Here is a 17,257-nt window from a genome sequence, read left to right as displayed (position 1 = left end):
CCTGATGTTGATGTCGATCGCGTGGGCTCAGGCGAGCCCGGCATAGAGGCCGCGCTCGAACGCGCCGTAGAGCGCGACAACCCGCTCGTCGTAGAAGGGCAAGACCTGGGTGAAGAGCGCGCCGGTGACGTGCTTCACCGGGTCGAGCCAGAAGTAACAGTTGAGCAGACCTGCCCAGGAGATGCTGCCGGCGGAGCGTCCGTTCGGCCCCGGCTGCATGTTGATGTCGAAGGACAGGCCCCATTTATGCGGTTGTCCCGGGAACTGGTCGAAGCTGCGGGAATAGGACGGTTGCGCCGAGCGCATCTCCTGGACGTTCAGCTCGCCGATCTGGTTCTGCATCATCATGGCGACCGTCTCTGGACGCAGGATGCGGACACCATGCAACACGCCCCCGTTCAGCAGCGCCTGCAGAAAGGCCATGTAGTCCCGCGGCGTCGAGAAAGCGCCGCCGCCGCCCATGAAGAACTCCGGCCGCTGCGGCATCTCGAAGGGGGCCGGCTCCAGCCCGCCATCGGCGCGGCGGTTGTGGAAGGTCGCGACGCGCCGCTTCTGCTCGGTCCCGATCAGGAAGCCTGAATCCTCCATGCCGAGCGGCGCGAAGATGTTTTCGCGGAAATAGATCTCGAGCGATTGGTCCGACACCGCTTCCACCAGCTTGCCTACCCAGTCCATGCTGATGCCGTATTCCCACCGCTCGCCAGGCTCGAACTCGAGCGGCGCGGTGAAGGCGGCGTTCCTGCAGGTCGCGATGTCGGGCATGCCCGTCACCTTCTCGTAGCGGGTCAGAGCCTCGCTCCAGATCGAGTAGGTGTAACCAGAGGTATGCGTCAGCAGATGGCGCACCTTGATCGCGCGCTTGGCCGGCCGCAGTCGCGGTGTTCCATCCTCGGCGAATCCGTCGAGGACCTGCGGAGAGGCCAGTTCAGGAAGGTATTTCGCCGCGTCGTCGTCCAGATGCAGGCGACCCTGCTCGACCAACTGCATGCAAGCCGTCGCCGTGAAGGCCTTGGTCATCGACAGCAGCCAGAACACCGTGTCGAGCGTCATCGGTGCGCCTGTTGCTACGTTCGCCTTGCCGAAGGCACCCTCGTAGACCATGCCTTTCGGCGTGGCCGCGACGGCGATAACACCGGCCAGGTCGTTCTTTGAGACTGCTGCGTGCAAGGCGGCGTCGATCGCCTTGAATGTTTCTGACGAGGCGACTGGCATGGTCCCGGCCAAGGCGGGGCTGACCGCATCGAGAGCCAGAATGGCCCCCAGCATTCCCCCCCGCTGAAGCATGGTTCTGCGTGTCAGGTGGTTCATGGCTAACTCCTTTCTCGATCGAAGCAACCGGCCACTCGTCTCCGGTGTCGCTTGACGTCGGTGTTGTAAGCGGTGCCACGTCGTGATTCACGCGCATTAAAGTCAATGCTATAGTGATTCAAAATCACTGCACTTCACCTCCAATGAGGTGCCCGTGGAGAAGTGCGGAGCGAAGGGAGATCGAATGGCTTTCGACACCCGGCTTCTGACTGGAGTCGGCGTCATGGCAGCGGTGACGGAGGCCGGGAATTTTGCCCGCGCCGCCGAGATGCTCGGCCTGACGCCGTCGGGGGTGAGCCGGGCCGTCGCGCGTCTGGAGGCGCGGGTCGGCGTGCGGCTTTTCGACCGCAATCCGCGCGAAGTGAGCCTCACCGAGGAAGGACGCCGCTTCCACACGCAGGTGATGCCGCTTCTCGCTGGCCTGGATGAGGCTGCCGCCGAGGCTGCAGGCGCGGCGGTGGTTGTGCGCGGCCGGCTGCGCGTATCGGTGGACCCGTGGTTCGCACGTATGGTGCTTGCATCGAAGCTTCAGGAGTTTCTGGTCCGCTACCCATTGCTTTCGGTCGATCTGTCCACCAGCAACTACCGTGAGGAGATGATGGCCGGCGTCGACGTGGCGGTGCGCTTCGGCCCGCCCGACCCCTCATCCCTGATCGTGCGCAAGCTGCTGGAGACCCGTGTTCTGACGGTCGCCGCTCCGGCCTATCTCGAAAAACACGGCGAGCCGCGATCACCCCATGACCTCGTCCATCACGAAGCGCTCCTCTTTCGAGATCCGCAGACCGGCCTGCCCTTTCCCTGGGAGTTCCGGCGCAGCGGAGAGGCCAACCAAGTCAAGGTCTCCAATCGCCTGGTAATGGATGACCCTTCGGTAGCAATGGCCGCTTGTCTGGCCGGTCAAGGCATTTTCCAAAGCCTCGCGATTGGCTTGGCGCCAATCCTGTCGCGAGGCGAGCTTGTTCAGATCCTGCCGGAATGGTCGGAAGAACTCTATCCACTTTATGCCTATCATCCCTCGCGCCACCTCCCACCTGCGAAAGTCCGAGCGCTTCTGGATTTCATCCAGGAGATTGCCAGCAACGAAGCCCCTCCATTCCATCATTGAGGCGCACCACCCTTGCCGCGCGGCAGATCGGGTTGGGCCGAGTTCGGCGCCACAATGCCAGCAGTTCGCACCATCGGGCCGATTGAACGCACCGCTTGGACGAATGTCGGCGTGCCTCGGCAGTCAATCCTTTGGCAGCAGCCTCGAATGACGAACTTCCGCGCGCCCCGTGGCTCCCACCCCACAGTCAGTCCTGCGAGCATGTGCCCCCCGCGAGAGCCCGAGGCGCGCGATCACGAAACGGTGACGCCTGTAACGAAGGCTGGGTGGACTGCGAAGACTGGAGGTGAGCGCCGTGTGAAGCATTTGCGGCGCCTCTCGCCTGAAGTTTCGGCGCGAATCTGCCAACCTCCCAAGGAACAAACGATCATGATGAATAGGCGTACTTTCTCCACCGCGCTCGTCGCTGGGGCGGCTGCGAGTATACTGGCCGGCTCCCACAAGACGCGAGCGCAGACAGGCCCCAAGGTTCGCAATGTCGTGCTGGTCCATGGCGCCTATGCGGATGGCTCGTGCTGGTCGGAAGTGGTTGGCCACCTGGATCAGGCCGGCTTCAACGCCACTGTCGTCCAACACCCGCTGACCACGCTGGAGGCAGGCATCGAGGCAACGCGCCGTGCAATCGCGCTCCAGGATGGACCGACGGTCCTTGTCGGGCACTCCTTTGCCGGCATGATCGTCACCGAGGCAGGGATGGATCCAAAGGTTTCCTCGCTCGTCTATGTCGCGGCGCGCGCTCCGGATGCAGGCGAAGACTACACGGCGCTCGCCAAGACTTTTGCAGCGCCACCCGCCTCCTCCGGCCTTGTCTGGTCCGAAGGCTATGGCAAGCTCAGCGAGGAGGCCTTCCTACGGGATTTCGCCGGCGGCATTCCTCGCGACAAGGCGCGCATCCTCTATGCCGTCCAGGGGCCGATCTCGGACAAGCTCTTCACCGGAAAGACAACGCAAGCGGCCTGGCGCTCGAAGCCAAGCTGGTATGCCGTCTCGAGCGAGGATCGCACGATCAATCCGGATCTCGAGCGCTTCATGGCAAAGCGCATGAACGCAAAGACCATCGAGGTAAAGGCCAGCCATTTGTCGCTGATCTCCCATCCCGAAGCGATCACCCAGCTGATCTCTGAAGCCGCGGGGCAGCTGAGCTAGAGCGGTTGGCTCGGTCTGGGCGGCATGAAATCAGCCGCCCCAGGGTCGGCTTGTTCCGAATGCTTGGACCTCAGGCCGACTGTCCGGCTGCACTGCGGCCTCTGGTCGCGCCGCCATATTGAACGACTGGAAGATTCCGCCGGTGCCACCAGATAGTTCGCCGGGCGGCCTCAACCAAGTCTCTTGAGACCACAAGCCATTTAGATTGGACGCCAGGATGCTTCAGAGCGACGATTTTATCGGATCGCCCCAATTGAATTTCGAGGCGTGGAGAGACACTCTCCGCGCCCTGTGTGGGCGGTACAACCCTGAAGGTACCGAACCCGACGCCTTTGCCGGTTGGGTGCGCCCCATGAGCGTATCTGGATTCGCGGCGCTGGATATTGGTTGCAATGCTGAGCGGATCGAGCGGACCTATCAGGATACTCGCCTCGATAGCGCAGACCATTACTTCGTACTCTTTCAGGTCGCTGGCCGATCGGTGGTGAGCCACAACGCTCAAACCGTGCAACTTGCCGTGGGCGATGTTGCATTCGTCGATGCGGCTCGGCCAGCGACATACATCGCCAGCAGCGGGGGCGAAGCATGGAGCACTGTGACTCTTGATCTGCCACGCCAGTCCCTCGTGTCCCATCTCGGATTCGAGCCGCAGGGCGGGCTCTACCGGCGCGGCGGAACGTCTCCCGGACGGTTGCTCTTCAACCTTCTTCGGGATGCCGATCAAACCGAAGGGTCAGCCTTGTCACCGGCCGATTCCTATATGCAGCTGGCAGTCTATGATCTTGTTGGCGCGCTGTTCGCGCCGTCCGAACTGTCGCTCGGCTCACGTCATTCGGACACGCTGTTCAGGCGCATCCAGGGCATCATCAGGGACGGCTTTGCCGATCCGGATTTCGGACCCAACGAGGTGGCGGCGGAAATGGGGATATCGCTACGCTATCTTCAGAAGCTCTTCACGGAGCGCGGCTCGACCTGCAGTGAACTGATATTTGCGCTTCGTCTGGCTCACGCCGAGCGCCTTGTGCAGCGCCGGGCGTCGCTGCGAACAAGCCAGCCTCTCAGCGAGATCGCTTACGCCTGCGGCTTTCGTGACTACACGCATTTCGCACGAAAATTTCGTCATCGCTTTGGCCACGCCCCAGGCGCCCGTTCGAAAGAAACCTGATCCCACTGCCGATAGAGCAGTGCGCGCCGGTACCGGTGAAAGTGCGCCATCGGCTCACGACGTCCAGCCTCGCGCGATTTAACGTCCTCGCATGCGGATCGAGAACCGCCGGCGGTGCCATCGCAATCGGCGTGGCGTGTTCTTCCCGTCGTCCACAATGACCGGGAGCACGGCCTTGAACACGATAGTCTATCTTTCAGGCCTTGGCCTGGCGGTGCCGGACAACGTCATCCGGCAAGCGGATGCCGCCGCCCTGGCCGAGACCCTCTTCTCAGACAGGATAAAGGGATTTCGGCATCTCGCCCCCATCTTCAGCAATTCCGGAATACGCGAGCGGCATATGACGCAGCCACTGTCATGGTTCGTGGAGCCGCATGGCTGGGCAGAGCGCATGCAGGCCTATGTCGAGGGCGCAAGCCGGCTCTTCGTGGATGCGGCGACGCGGGCGATCCGGCAGGCGGGGCTCGAGGCCGAGGACATCGACAGCGTCGTTACGGTGTCGTCGACCGGATTCTCCGTCCCCAGCATCGAAGCCCGCGTCGCCAGTGAAATGGGTTTTCGTCCGGACATAGAGCGCGTTCCCGTCTTCGGTCTCGGCTGCGCCGGCGGTGTTTCCGGCTTCTCCATCGCGTCGCGCCTTGCCGCGGGCCGGCCCGGCGCGAGGGTTCTCCTGGTGGCGATCGAACTCTGCTCGCTCGCCTTCCGGCTCGATGAGCCGACCAACGTCAATGTCGTCGCGTCGGCCTTGTTCGGCGATGGCGCCGCCGCCTGCGTCCTCACTGCCGGCGGGGGTGGCATGGCGAGCGTGGAATTCACAGGCGAGCATCTTTTCCCCGATACGCTCGACATCATGGGATGGAGGGTCGACGACCCGGGACTGGGCATCGTACTGGCGCAGTCGTTGCCGCATTTTGTCAGCTCACGGATCGGACCGGTCATCGCCGAAATGCTCTCCCATAACGGGCTGGGCGCGGCCGACATCGACCGCTTCATCTGCCATCCCGGTGGCGCCAAGGTGCTCGATGCGCTGGAAGGCGCACTGTCTCTCGGGCAAGGCACGCTCAACGACGAACGCCAGGTTCTCGCCGAATACGGCAACATGTCCTCGCCCACCGTGCTTTTCGTACTCGACCGAGCCATTCGCGCCGGTCTGCCGGAACGATCGGCGATGATCGCCATGGGACCGGGGTTCTCGGCAAGCTGCGTCACCTTGAAAAGGGCGGCCTGATGTGGACCTCCATCGCGCTCCTTGGCTTTGTGACGCTGCAGCGTCTCGCCGAACTCATCCATTCCCGGCGTAACACGGCACAGCTTCTGGCTCGCGGCGCGCACGAGGTTGCGCCGGAGCACTACATCTACTTGGTCGCGCTGCACGCAACGTGGCTGATGGGCTTGTGGGTGCTTGCGCCGACGCTGCCGATAGAGGCGTTCTGGTTCGCGGTGTTTGCCGTGGCGCAGGTCGCGCGGTTGTGGGTGCTGGCGACGCTGAAGACGCGCTGGACGACGCGCATCATTGTCCTGCCGGGCGCTCCGCTCGTCACTACCGGCCCCTACCGGTATCTGCACCACCCGAACTACGCCATCGTCGTCGTCGAGATCGCGGCGCTGCCGCTCGCCTTCGGCCTGTCTGCCTATGCGGTCGGCTTCTCCGTCCTGAACGCGATGGTCCTGATCATTCGGTTGAAGGCCGAGAACAGGGCCCTCGCCACCTTGAATGCCATTCCTTGAGCGGGAGGAAACACCATGACCCGACCAGGAGCACGAACTGCGGGGTTTCATCAGGCGCGCCGTGGATAGCTACAACCACCCGGTCGGAACGTGCGCATGGGTCTTGGCAAGCATGCGGTCGTCGACCCGATGGTTCGGGTGCATGGCATCTCGAACCCGAGGGTGGCCGACAATTCGGTGATGCCGAATATCACGACCGGCCATACGCTGGCGCCGACCCTGGTTATCGCAGAACAGGCCGCCAGCATGATCAGCGCCGGTTCGTAGCGCTGACGCCAGAGCCAAGTACGCGTTGGGACCGGTGATAGTGCGCCGCCGGCTCACGACGTCGAACCTCCACCGATCTAACTTCTTCCCAGCATCTGATCCAGCGCGACGAGGACAGCACTATCCGTCCAAAGAGCCGCGCCCGTGGCCGGGAGACCGGCCGGATGCCTTAACCTAGAAGGAGTGTATTATGAAAAACTCAACGGCAATCCTTGCGACGATCGTATTGGGCGCTGCCTTGGCGGTTGGCTCTGCGACGGCGTCGATGGCTCGCGGCGGCATGGGCGGTCATGGCGGCGGTGGCATGACCAGCCATGGCGCCAGCGCCTTCAGTGGCGGTCATGGTGGCGGCGGTACCCCGTCCATCATGAACCGTGGAAACGGCTCCGACGGCGGCCGCAGCGTAAGCGGCAATCATGGCTTCGATCATGGGCGCCGCTCCGGTGGTTTCCGCAGGCATGACAACGCAAACGCCTTTTTTGGGTTCGGCCCGTTCTGTTCCTACGGTCCTGCCAGTGGTGCATATGGCGGGTGGTATGGGGTTCACCACAACTGCTCGTGATCCACTTGGCTAACCTCATTCAATCCGGCCCCGCACGGTGCAGGGACCGGATTGAAAGAGGCCACATTGTCGCTCACCGGATTGAAAACTCCATGCTCACCCGCTTGCCATTCGCTTTCGCTGCTCTTGTGCTTTTTGCGGCTTCAGCGGCCGCTCAAGAGATCCCTGCCAAGCTTGCACTTCCGCAAGGGGGCACGCTGCTAGGCAAGTACCCGGCCAAGGGCGTTCAGATCTACGTCTGCCGCGTCAAAGAGGACGCAAACGAATGGGACTTCAAGGCGCCCGAAGCCGAGCTTCTCGACGCACAGGGCGTGCCGTTCGCCAAACACTATGCCGGACCAACCTGGGAAGCGCCCGATGGCTCGAAGATCGTCGGCAAGGTTTTAGCAGACGAGCCCGCTCCGAAGGCGGACGCAATTCCCTGGCTGCTTTTGTCGACGGAATCCACGGTGTCGGGGGTACTTGCCGGCGTGCGTTTTGTCCAACGGGTCAACACCTCCGGCGGAGTCGGGCCGACCGGTGCATGTCCGATGGTCGGACAAGAACAGCGCGTCGACTACACTGCAGACTACGTCTTTTACAAATGATCAGTTTCGCCGGCTTTGGGCTGGCTCGACGCCGTTTCGAACTCCGGCAGACAAGCGTGCCAGCGTCGCGCAGTGCGCGCTCGTACGAGTGAGAGTGCGCGGTGGGCTCACGACGCCTTTTCACTGGCGATCTAGTCTCATTTGATCGCGTCATTGACGTGACACCATCCGCTTTCCGCAATTCGGTCCGGATAGCCCACCCCTGACGCCTGAACAGCCCACAGCAGAAGAGAGCCATTCATGTCTGCTTCACCCAAATTCTGCATCTTCGGCGCTGGTGCCATCGGCGGTACGATCGCTGCTCTTCTCACGCGATGCGGCGCGACGGTGAGCATGGTTGCGCGAGGTCGCACTCTCGCGGCTCTGAAGCGTGACGGGCTACGGCTCATAATCGATGGCGAAATGTTGCAGACGCCCATCCAGGTCAGCGAAGATCCGTCAGAGCTTGGAGTGCAAGACTATGTGATTATCGCGGCGAAGGCGCCTTCAATGCCGGACATTGCGCGGCGTGTTGGGCCATTGCTTGGCCCCAAAACGGCTGTCGTCACCGCAATGAACGGTGTGCCCTGGTGGTTCTTCCTCAATGCCAAGGGCAGTTTCGCAGGACGACAACTCACGGCCGTCGATCCGGACGGCACAATAGCTCGGGCCATACCGACCAGCGGCGTGATCGGCTGCGTCGTTTACATCGCTGCCTCTGCCGACGAGCCCGGTGTCATTCGCCACCAAAGCGGTCACCGGCTTGTTGTTGGCGAGCCCGACAACCGGCTGACGCCTCGGTTGGCAGATCTTGCCGACTGGCTTCGTCGAGCGGGTTTCGATTGCCGGGAAAGCCCGGAAATCCGCCACGAAGTCTGGCTCAAGCTTTGGGCGAATCTTTGCATGAACCCTATCAGTCTGCTGACCACGGCGACTTCCGATCGCATCATCGACGATCCACTGCTTCGCCGGCTTTGTGTCTCGATGATGGAAGAGGCAGGACGGATCGGCGCTGCGATCGGCGTGTCGGACAGCCCTCCCATCGAGAAGATAGTTGGAAATATCCGGGGGCTCGGCGCGTTCAAGATGTCGATGCTGCAGGACCTCGAACACGGCAAGCCTGTCGAGATCGATGCATTGCTGACAGTTCTCCATGACATCGGACTGCTTGTCGGCGTGCCGACGCCATTCATCGACGGTGTGCTAGGCCTGGCCCGCTTGCGGGCAAACAGTCTTGGGTTGGTCGACGACAGTTCCGTCAGAGGCGCTGATCAATTCTCCCTGGTGCAGCAGCATCCGACCCAAAGCCGCACTGAGGCGCGGGGTGCCCGGCCTCGGCAAGAAGAAGTGACGGCGCGATGAACGAGGAAAAAGTCATAGCCAACGTGACTAGCATTCTGGCCGACTATCGCGTCTCGATTGACAACATCGACGCGGCCCTCGTCCACATGCTGGCCGAGCGCTTTCGCTGCACCAAGGCAAGCGGCCTGCTGAAGGCGACGCATGACCTACTGGCGGCCGAAGATGTACTGGCAGCCTGCGCGCGAACCTACTCCATCTGATCGAACCGTTCTTGCAGGCCGAGAGTGAGGTATTCTACCGCTTGACCGCCTTCGCCGCCAGCCTCACGAGACGCGATGGGCCGCCAAGGCGCCCCTGCGCCATTTCTCGATGAAGCTGAGAAACACCCGAAGCGGCATGGGCGTTTGACGACGGCTGGGATGATAAAGGAAAACACCAGGCAGTATGCGATTCCAACCTTCCAGCAGGGTCACCAGCCGGCCTCGCGCAAGGTACCTCGCAACAATCGGCTCCGGCAGGTAGCCGATGCCGACTCCTTGGAGGGTGGCGCTTAGTAGCACATCAAGATCATTGACGATGAGCGAGCCTTGGACGGCGATCTCGGTATGCTGGTCGCCCTGGGTGAAGACCCAGGGCTGTATGGAGCCATCAAAAGGCGAACGGAATTGGATGCAGTCGTGGGCTTGCAGATCTTTAGGAAGCGACGGTCTCGAATGGCGCGCCAAATAAGTCGGAGCGGCGACCGCAAGCATCCTGAACTGGTCTGCAATGCGCAAGACCGTCATGTCGCGCTCGATTCTGTGCCCTACACGAATTCCGGCATCGAACCTGCCGCTGACAATGTCACTGTGCGTATCATCGACAGCGATTTCCAGGCGAATGGCCGGGTATTCCGCAAGAAACGGCTGGATTAGCGGCGCGAGCACCATAGGGGCCAGTATTGCGGCGGCCGGCCGCGCGACTGCCAGGCGCAATGTCCCGATCGGTTTGTCGCGGAACGAATTGACACTCTCAAGTGCGTGATCGATGCCTTGGAGAACCGGCTGTACTTCCGCCAGAAGGCGAAGCCCGGCCTCCGTCATGGCGACGCTACGCGTGGTGCGATTGAACAGCCGAACGCCGAGTCGCTCCTCGAGGGACCGGATGGTCTGGCTCATGGTGGGCAGAGCTATACCGACCTCCGCCGCCGCTTTGGTGAAGCTGAGATGCTCGGCGACTGCCACGAAGGCGGTCAGTTCGGTGAGCTGGACAGGAGCCATTTGTCGTCGAAGCCGATTAACTTCTTCCGATTTGCGATTGTCAAAATGCCCGCAAATCTCCAAGCCTAGGGCCAGATCGCCCCGATGCGGCAGGCGCCCCCTGAAATATGTACCAAAAGCTGAGTAATCAATAACCGCGCGCGCGGCGACAAGGCCTGAAGGTTCACAGGTTCGGCATCGAGTGTCAGCGCATCCTTGTTGGCCAGAGCATGTTCTCCTCCACGTGTTGTTGGGAACACAAGCTACCTCTCCATCCTCGGCCGCGGCCTTGGCGGGTTGCGGCGCGCCGGCATTCAGAAGCGGCATATTGACCACAGTCAGGATTGACCAGTGGTCAGTTCGGTGAGCGGCCGACGGACAGTCTTCGTAAAATCCAAATACCTTCTTCCGAAGACCTCCAATTATCATTTTCCGGCCAATTCCCATCTCGAATCAATGCGGATCGAGAACCGCCGGCGCTGGCCCCATCGCGCACGCCTTAGTGCCAACGTCGGTCTGGCCAACCTCCGCCACTAGTGCGGTCGTCGATGGGACGGTCGCTCAACCAAGAGGAAGGAGACCATATCATGTACTTCAAAGCTATCTTTGTGGGTGTAGCGCTTGCACTTTCCACAGGCAGCCTTGCCTTTGCTGGCGCGCTCGATGCCGTCGACAGCATCAACGAACAGGCGTTCCACTCTGATCCGCGCGTGACAGGCTCGATCGATCAAGGACTGAGCGTGAATGAAGGCATCACTGGCCCCCGCGTGACAGCCTTGGTCGATCAAATACAGGGCGTGGACCAAGGCATCACGGACGCGAGGCAGGTGAACAAGATCGAGCCGGCCGAGGCGCAGAGACTGCATATGCGGGCCGCTCACATCAGCCGGGTCGCCGAAAGGACGGCTGCCGTGGGGCATGGCACGATACCGGCCGGGCAATATCAGCAGTTGCTGCACCAGCTCGATGATCTGAGTCAGACGCTCCGGGTTGACACCGGCAGCGCGTTCTTGATGGGCAACGGCGGCGACGGCGGATATTATCCGAACGGCTACGGTCCAAACGGCTGAAATCATCCGGCCGACGGAACTGCTTGACGCCCCGGACTTTTGGCCGTGGGCGTCCCTTTTTCACTGGTACCATCACGAAACTGAAACCCAAAGCTGCGTTCAAGGCGGAGGGCGTCCCGACCTCCGCGGTCGCTGTCGTGAAGCTGCGATGTTCCGCGACTGCCACGACCGCAGTCCAGGTTTGACCAGCGGTCAGTTCGTGAGTGGGTGACGGGCCAATCTTCGTAAGATCCAAATACCTTCTTCCGAAGATCTCCAATTATCAATTTGCCGGCCAATGCCCATCTCGAGTCCATGCGGATCGAGAACCGCCAGCGTGGCCTCCCTATCGCGGCCCGTGACGCCAGGATCCGAACGCCAGCCAAGCGTTGCAGGGTCGTGTTTTCCAACGTCGACCGCACCCTTCATCGCCAGGCGATCAATTCGCCAACGGCGACCAGCCGGAAGCCTCAACTTCGAAGGAGCGTGCTATGAGAAATTCAATGACAAACCTGGCGACGGTCGCGTTAGGCGCCGTGCTGGCAATCAGCCCGGCGACAGCTATGGCGTCGATGGTTCGTGGCGGTGGTGGCGATAGCGGCGCCATGCTCATCAGGAGCCATGGCGGCTTCGGTGGCGGTCGCAGCTTCGGCGGCCATCCGTTCGCCATGAGCCATGGTGGCTTCGGTGGCGGTCGCAGCTTCGGTAGCCATCCATTCGTCATGAGCCATCGCGGCGGTCGCGGCTTCGATATGCGTCAAGGGTTCAACGGCAATCATCGATACCACGGCAGGCGCCACTTTGGTCGTTTCCGTGACCGGGACCACGCCGACGACTTCGACGGCTTTTTTGGGTTTGCCCCATTCTTGGGACTTGGCACATACGGCTACGACAATGCGGCCGGCTACTGCGAGAACTACCGCTCGTACGATCCTGCCAGCGGTACCTATCTCGGCCGGAGCGGGCATCGCTACTACTGCCCGTGATCCACTGATCCTCTTCAAACCCGGTCTCCGCAGCGCGCGGGGGACCGGATTGGAATGGCGACGAGATCAGTGACCTGACGAGACTACGCCGGGATCGTGCTGGATGCCGCCGATGTGCGCCTCTGGAAGTACCCGGGAAAACTGTGCGCTGTCCCGTCGCAAACGCCACTCTATTTTTCGAATCCGCTCGTGAGCCTCTCCTTACATTCGAACCGGATTTTTGGAAGAGCGCACCAGCATGGCAGCAAAGAGCTAGGCAGATGAATCGGATCAAGATGGTGTGCATTGTCGCTCTGGCAGGGTATCCGGGCATCGCCTCCGCCGAACAAGCGGTCAGTTGCGGTGGCGTTGCCATGCTGGGGGCAGCGCAGTTGAGTTGCAGCCATGTCGAGCCAAAGGCGTCGGCTCAACTTTGCACATTCAGCTGGTCGCTCCACACGCCCAACGGAGATCAGAGGATCGCTGAAGGCTCGTTCCTCATTGCACCGGGCAACTCGAACATCACGGTCTACCAGGCAAGCGGCTTTGACAGCGCGCTTTCCAATCCGATCGTGATCTGCCGCGGCAAAGACACCAAATGAGAGCCTGCGCTGTTGACGCTGCACAGAGCCACTTCCCGACGTCGGCCGGCGAAAGTCGGGCGGGACGTGTCGACAGCAAGTCCAGCAGCGTTGGCGCGACTCTGGTTTCGCGAGGGCGGCGCCAGCGTTGCTGGGACGGCAAGTTAGCCGCAGTCCAGGTTCGACCAGGGATTGGTTCGGTCAGCGGGACGCGGGACAATCTTCGCAAAATCCAAACACCTTCTTCCGAGTATCTGCAATTATCAAATTGCAGGCCGATGCCCACCTGTCTGCACGACAATAATAAGCACGCTTAGAAAACACCTGCCTGAAGCCACACTCGTTCCCATGACACACACACCCAACATCAGCTTCGTGCTGCACGATACCGCGCGTCTGCTTCGAAAGCGGTTTGAGCAGCGTTCGCGGACGTCGGGGCTGACCCGCGCCCAATGGCAGGTGCTGGCCTACCTTTCCCTGCGAGAAGGCATCCATCAGAACAAGCTGGCCGATCTGATGGAGATCATGCCGATTACACTCGCCCGGCTGCTCGACAAGATAGAAGCCCGCGGCTTCGTCGAGCGCCGGCCCGATCCTGCCGATCGCCGGGCTTGGCTGCTCTACCTCACACCTGAGGCTCGTCCGCTGCTCGAAATCATGCGCAGCAACGGCCAGAAAACGCGCGACGAGGCCTTCGCCGGCCTTTCGGCGGATGCACAGCAGCGTCTGCTGCAAACCCTTTGCTTGATCAAATCCAATCTGCTCGAGGCTTGCGCCAAACCAGCCGTCGACCGGGAGAAAGTACATGACTGAACCAACCTCAAAGAAGCCGGCCGGAAATGAACCTTCCACGAATCGGACGAATGACCAGATCATCCGACTGGACAGCGAACGCGAGCAGAGGCGAGCCTACACCGTCATCGATGACGACGAGCTGGAATCGCCGGTTGCCTTGGAGCCGGCGGCACTGGAGGCTCCGTCCACGCAGCCGCAGCAAGCCTCGGTTGGCGTCGCGCTTCCGGCGCCGGCCAAGCCCAGGCGCAGCCTGACACGGCCGATCCTTTTTACCTTGCTCCCCGTCGCGCTGATCGTCGGCGGCTATTACTACGTCGTCGGCGGCCAAATCATGACAACCGACAATGCCTACATCCAGGCCCAGTCGCTCGGCGTTTCCACCGACGTCTCCGGCACGGTGCAGGAGATTGACGTGCATGACAACGAAGCGGTGAAGAAGGGCGACGTGCTTTTCCGCTTGAGGCCAGCCTCCTTCGAAACCGCGCTCGCCGCGGCCCAGGCCCAGCTCGGCACGGTGCGCAACCAGGTGCTGACCTTGCAGGCGAGCTACCAGCAGTCGCTGGCACAGATCGACCAGGCTGAGGCCGACATTCCTTATTTTGAAGCCGCTTTCAAGCGTCAGCAGGATCTTCTCAAGACCTCTACCGCCTCCAAGGCGACCTTCGACAGCGCCCAACACGACCTCGACGCCGCCCGCCAGAAAGTGTCCGTCGCTAGGGCGCAGGCGCAGGCGACGCTCGCCCAGCTTGGCGGCGACGCCAACCAGCCGGTCGAGAGGAACCCGTTCTACCTGCAAGCGCAGTCGGCCGTGGACGACGCCCAGCGGAACCTCGGCGATTCCGTCGTCGAGGCGCCTTTCGACGGCATCGTCACCAATGTGGATATGCTTCAGGTCGGCAAGTACCTGCCGGCTTCGCAGCCGGCATTCAGTCTGGTTTCGGCAACCGATTTGTGGATCGCGGCTGAGCCGAAGGAAACCGAACTGACCTATGTGCGGCCAGGGCAAACGGCGACGATCAGCGTCGATAGCTATCCGGGTGCCGTTTGGCATGGCACGGTGGCCAGTATCAGCCCGGCCTCGTCATCGAGCTTCTCACTGCTTCCGGCGCAGAACACCACCGGCAACTGGGTCAAGGTCGTGCAACGCATCCCGATGCGCGTGACGGTCGATGATGCCCAGGGCAAGCCGCCGCTGCGCGGCGGGATGAGCGTCGTGGTTGGCATCGACACCGGCCATGCGCGCGGCTTGCCGGACTTCGCGACGGATCTCATCGACAGGTTCGAGCAGAAGTCATGACCAGCTTATCTGCGACAGGGGGCGCATCTGTGGTCGCCAATCGCGGCGCCATCACCGCTTGCGTGATCCTCGCCACCATCATGCAGGCGCTGGATACGACCATCGCCAACGTGGCGCTGCCCTATATCCAGGGCAGCGTTTCGGCGAGCGCCGACCAGATCAACTGGGTGCTGACGTCCTACATCGTCGCGGCGGCCGTCATGACCCCGCCCTCGGGCTACCTTGCCAATCGTTTTGGCCGCAAGCGCGTACTGCTGACGGCCATCACCGGTTTCGTGGTCGCTTCGGTACTATGCGGCTTCGCACAGTCGCTGCCGCAGATCGTCGGCTTCCGCCTGCTGCAGGGCCTGTTCGGTGCCGCCCTCGTCCCGCTGTCGCAGAGCATCCTGCTCGACATCTACAGCGTGGAAGAGCGCGGCTCGGCCATGGCCTTGTTCGGCGTTTCCATCATGGTCGGACCGGTGCTCGGCCCAGTCATCGGCGGCTGGCTGACCGAGAATGTCAGCTGGCGCTGGGTCTTCTACATCAACGTCCCGATCGGCGCGCTGGCTTTCGCTGGCGTATCGATGTTCGTCCTGGAGACGAAGACGAACCTCAAGGCAAGGCTGGACTGGCTGGGATTTGGCATGCTCAGCGTCACCATCGCTTCGCTGCAGATGTTTCTTGACCGCGGCGAGCAGCTCAACTGGTTCTCGTCATCCGAGATCATCGTCGAGGCGCTGATCTGTGCATCAGCCTTCTACATCTTCCTCGTTCACACCTTCACCGCCCGCAACTCGTTCGTGAATCCAAGACTCTTCCTCGACCGGAATTTTGCCGTCGGCATGGTCTTCATTTTCATCGTCGGCATAACCTATCTCGCCTCACTGGCCTTGATGACGCCCTACCTGCAGACGCTGATGGGATATCCGGTGGTGACAGCCGGCATCGTCATGGGACCGCGTGGACTTGGCACCATGGCTTGCATGTTTCTGGTCGGCAGGCTGGTCGGCAAGGTGGACACGCGCTGGCTGCTGCTGACCGGCCTGCTGATCACGGCCTGGGCGATGTACGACATGACCGGCTGGACTCCCGATATCTCGCAATGGACGATCATCAGCACCGGCTTCATCCAGGGTGCGGGGCTCGGCTTCCTGTTCGTTCCACTGACCACCATCACCTTCGCCACTCTGGCGCCGGAGCGTCGCGCGGAAGGAACCGGATTGTACAACCTGTCGCGAAATATTGGCTCCAGCGTTGGCATCTCGGTCGTCACCGCCCTTCTGACGCAAAACGTGCAGATCAATCATGCAAACATTGCCACCTATGTGACGCCCTACAACCAGGCGTTCAGCGACCCGGCGATCCTCCAGGCGATGAACCCTTATAGCGCCGCAGGACGTGCTGCGCTCGACGGCATGGTCACGTTGCAGGCGACGGTCATCAGTTACATGGACGACTTCAAGCTGATGATGATCCTGTCGCTTGCCGCCATCCCCCTGATCCTGTTCCTGCGCAAGCCGTCGCATCCTGCCGAAGTGGATCACAACGCTGTCATGGAGTGATCTCACTGGGCCCGAATTCGGCCCGGCGTTCAAGGACTATAGGTTGCCGCGGACCGCTGCTAAGCGTTTGACAAGCAATTGGAGGAGTTCGTTTCCTTCCCAGCCGCGGCCGCGACTCCTGTTCCCGGAGAGTAGCGTGCTCTTGCCAATGACAACGACGTTAGCGTCAGCTGCCATGCCGCCAAATTCCTTGCCGAGGATGATTGCCGGATCGTGGCTGTGATCGAACACAGCGGCAGCATTGCAAACCCTGATGGCTGAACCGGGGGCCGTGCGCGCCATGCTCAGTAGGGCAATCGTGCGCGACCTTCCCGTCGAGGTGGTGGATCAAGACAGATCGGCAGAGTCCGGCGGCTTCGTCGATGCAATCTGTTCGGCGCCCGGGATCAGGGTAACGATGCGCTGCCGCAAACTTTGCGAGGCCGAGGCCGTGGTGCGTTCAGGCAAGGCTGTCGCCTCCGTATACATTCCTGAACATCTTGAGCGGGACCTCGCGCGCGGGCGGCTGCCGCATGTGACCGTCTTCTTCAACAAGCAGGTCTTCGCCGCCCGCACCATGACGTCCAATCCCCTTCGGGCGGCAGTCTCAGCCGCCGTCGCCGACCTCAAGGCAGGCCGGCACAGCTGGGCCTTCACACC

Annotated in this window: 17 protein-coding genes and 2 pseudogenes; 17 read left to right on the top strand and 2 right to left on the bottom strand. The window is 61.8% G+C overall.

Annotated elements, in window-relative coordinates; translation table 11 throughout:
* Positions 1-27: 27 nt before the first annotated feature.
* On the bottom strand, positions 28-1,308 hold the full coding sequence (locus LHFGNBLO_RS17860) for a serine hydrolase domain-containing protein (protein WP_258609451.1): 1,281 nt from the start codon (positions 1,306-1,308) through the stop codon (positions 28-30).
* 184 nt (positions 1,309-1,492) lie between these two features.
* Between LHFGNBLO_RS17860 and LHFGNBLO_RS17855 the strand changes: the two genes are divergently transcribed.
* From LHFGNBLO_RS17855 to LHFGNBLO_RS17810, 10 genes and pseudogenes are all read left to right on the top strand, one after another.
* Entirely contained in the window at positions 1,493-2,413 is a 921-nt protein-coding gene (locus LHFGNBLO_RS17855; RefSeq protein WP_258609449.1) for a LysR family transcriptional regulator, read from the top strand.
* A 366-nt stretch (positions 2,414-2,779) separates the two neighbouring features.
* Positions 2,780-3,559 carry an alpha/beta fold hydrolase gene (locus LHFGNBLO_RS17850; RefSeq protein WP_258609792.1) on the top strand — a complete coding sequence of 260 codons (780 nt, stop codon included), beginning with the start codon at positions 2,780-2,782 and terminating at the stop codon, positions 3,557-3,559.
* 217 nt (positions 3,560-3,776) lie between these two features.
* A complete protein-coding gene (locus LHFGNBLO_RS17845) occupies positions 3,777-4,724 on the top strand; it encodes a helix-turn-helix domain-containing protein (protein WP_258609447.1) in 948 nt (315 codons plus the stop codon).
* Positions 4,725-4,899: 175 nt separating this feature from the next.
* Positions 4,900-5,952 carry a type III polyketide synthase gene (locus LHFGNBLO_RS17840; RefSeq protein WP_258609445.1) on the top strand — a complete coding sequence of 351 codons (1,053 nt, stop codon included), beginning with the start codon at positions 4,900-4,902 and terminating at the stop codon, positions 5,950-5,952.
* Complete coding sequence (locus LHFGNBLO_RS17835; protein ID WP_258609790.1) at positions 5,949-6,452, top strand: isoprenylcysteine carboxyl methyltransferase family protein; 504 nt, start codon at positions 5,949-5,951, stop codon at positions 6,450-6,452. The genes LHFGNBLO_RS17840 and LHFGNBLO_RS17835 overlap by 4 nt, the downstream gene beginning before the upstream one ends.
* A 96-nt stretch (positions 6,453-6,548) precedes the next feature.
* A complete protein-coding gene (locus LHFGNBLO_RS17830; protein ID WP_258609444.1) occupies positions 6,549-6,719 on the top strand; it encodes a GMC oxidoreductase in 171 nt (56 codons plus the stop codon).
* Between the two features lie 190 nt (positions 6,720-6,909).
* Positions 6,910-7,281, top strand: coding sequence for a hypothetical protein (locus tag LHFGNBLO_RS17825; protein WP_258609443.1), 372 nt, complete (start codon positions 6,910-6,912; stop codon positions 7,279-7,281).
* A gap of 5 nt (positions 7,282-7,286) precedes the next feature.
* Complete coding sequence (locus tag LHFGNBLO_RS17820; RefSeq protein WP_258609442.1) at positions 7,287-7,868, top strand: DUF3455 domain-containing protein; 582 nt, start codon at positions 7,287-7,289, stop codon at positions 7,866-7,868.
* 240 nt (positions 7,869-8,108) lie between these two features.
* A complete protein-coding gene (locus LHFGNBLO_RS17815; protein WP_258609441.1) occupies positions 8,109-9,209 on the top strand; it encodes a 2-dehydropantoate 2-reductase in 1,101 nt (366 codons plus the stop codon).
* Positions 9,206-9,370 (top strand): annotated as a pseudogene (locus LHFGNBLO_RS17810) (chorismate mutase); the annotation flags it as partial. The gene LHFGNBLO_RS17815 and the pseudogene LHFGNBLO_RS17810, both read left to right, overlap by 4 nt.
* A gap of 102 nt (positions 9,371-9,472) precedes the next feature.
* On the opposite strand, the gene LHFGNBLO_RS17805 reads toward LHFGNBLO_RS17810, so the two are convergent.
* Positions 9,473-10,408 carry a LysR family transcriptional regulator gene (locus tag LHFGNBLO_RS17805; RefSeq protein ID WP_258609440.1) on the bottom strand — a complete coding sequence of 312 codons (936 nt, stop codon included), beginning with the start codon at positions 10,406-10,408 and terminating at the stop codon, positions 9,473-9,475.
* Between the two features lie 566 nt (positions 10,409-10,974).
* Between LHFGNBLO_RS17805 and LHFGNBLO_RS17800 the strand changes: the two genes are divergently transcribed.
* The 7 genes and pseudogenes from LHFGNBLO_RS17800 to LHFGNBLO_RS33680 all read left to right on the top strand — a co-directional run.
* Complete coding sequence (locus tag LHFGNBLO_RS17800; protein ID WP_258609439.1) at positions 10,975-11,457, top strand: hypothetical protein; 483 nt, start codon at positions 10,975-10,977, stop codon at positions 11,455-11,457.
* Between the two features lie 482 nt (positions 11,458-11,939).
* On the top strand, positions 11,940-12,422 hold the full coding sequence (locus tag LHFGNBLO_RS17795; RefSeq protein ID WP_258609437.1) for a BA14K family protein: 483 nt from the start codon (positions 11,940-11,942) through the stop codon (positions 12,420-12,422).
* A 260-nt stretch (positions 12,423-12,682) separates the two neighbouring features.
* A complete protein-coding gene (locus tag LHFGNBLO_RS17790; protein WP_258609435.1) occupies positions 12,683-13,003 on the top strand; it encodes a hypothetical protein in 321 nt (106 codons plus the stop codon).
* Between the two features lie 327 nt (positions 13,004-13,330).
* Positions 13,331-13,795, top strand: a complete 465-nt coding sequence (locus LHFGNBLO_RS17785) for a MarR family winged helix-turn-helix transcriptional regulator (RefSeq protein ID WP_258609788.1) — start codon at positions 13,331-13,333, stop codon at positions 13,793-13,795.
* Positions 13,788-15,074: an HlyD family secretion protein gene (locus tag LHFGNBLO_RS17780; RefSeq protein WP_258609434.1), complete on the top strand. Its 1,287-nt coding sequence runs from the start codon at positions 13,788-13,790 to the stop codon at positions 15,072-15,074. Before LHFGNBLO_RS17785 ends, LHFGNBLO_RS17780 begins: the two co-directional genes overlap by 8 nt.
* The gene (locus tag LHFGNBLO_RS17775) at positions 15,071-16,618 is read left to right on the top strand and encodes a DHA2 family efflux MFS transporter permease subunit (protein ID WP_258609432.1); all 1,548 of its coding nucleotides are present in this window, start codon (positions 15,071-15,073) and stop codon (positions 16,616-16,618) included. The genes LHFGNBLO_RS17780 and LHFGNBLO_RS17775 overlap by 4 nt, the downstream gene beginning before the upstream one ends.
* A gap of 253 nt (positions 16,619-16,871) precedes the next feature.
* Positions 16,872-17,246: pseudogene (locus LHFGNBLO_RS33680) on the top strand (ABC transporter permease); the annotation flags it as partial.
* Between the last annotated feature and the right edge of the window lie 11 nt (positions 17,247-17,257).

Source organism: Mesorhizobium sp. AR10 (genome assembly GCF_024746795.1).
Classification (GTDB): domain Bacteria; phylum Pseudomonadota; class Alphaproteobacteria; order Rhizobiales; family Rhizobiaceae; genus Mesorhizobium.
This window is presented reverse-complemented; position numbering and strand designations above follow the sequence as displayed.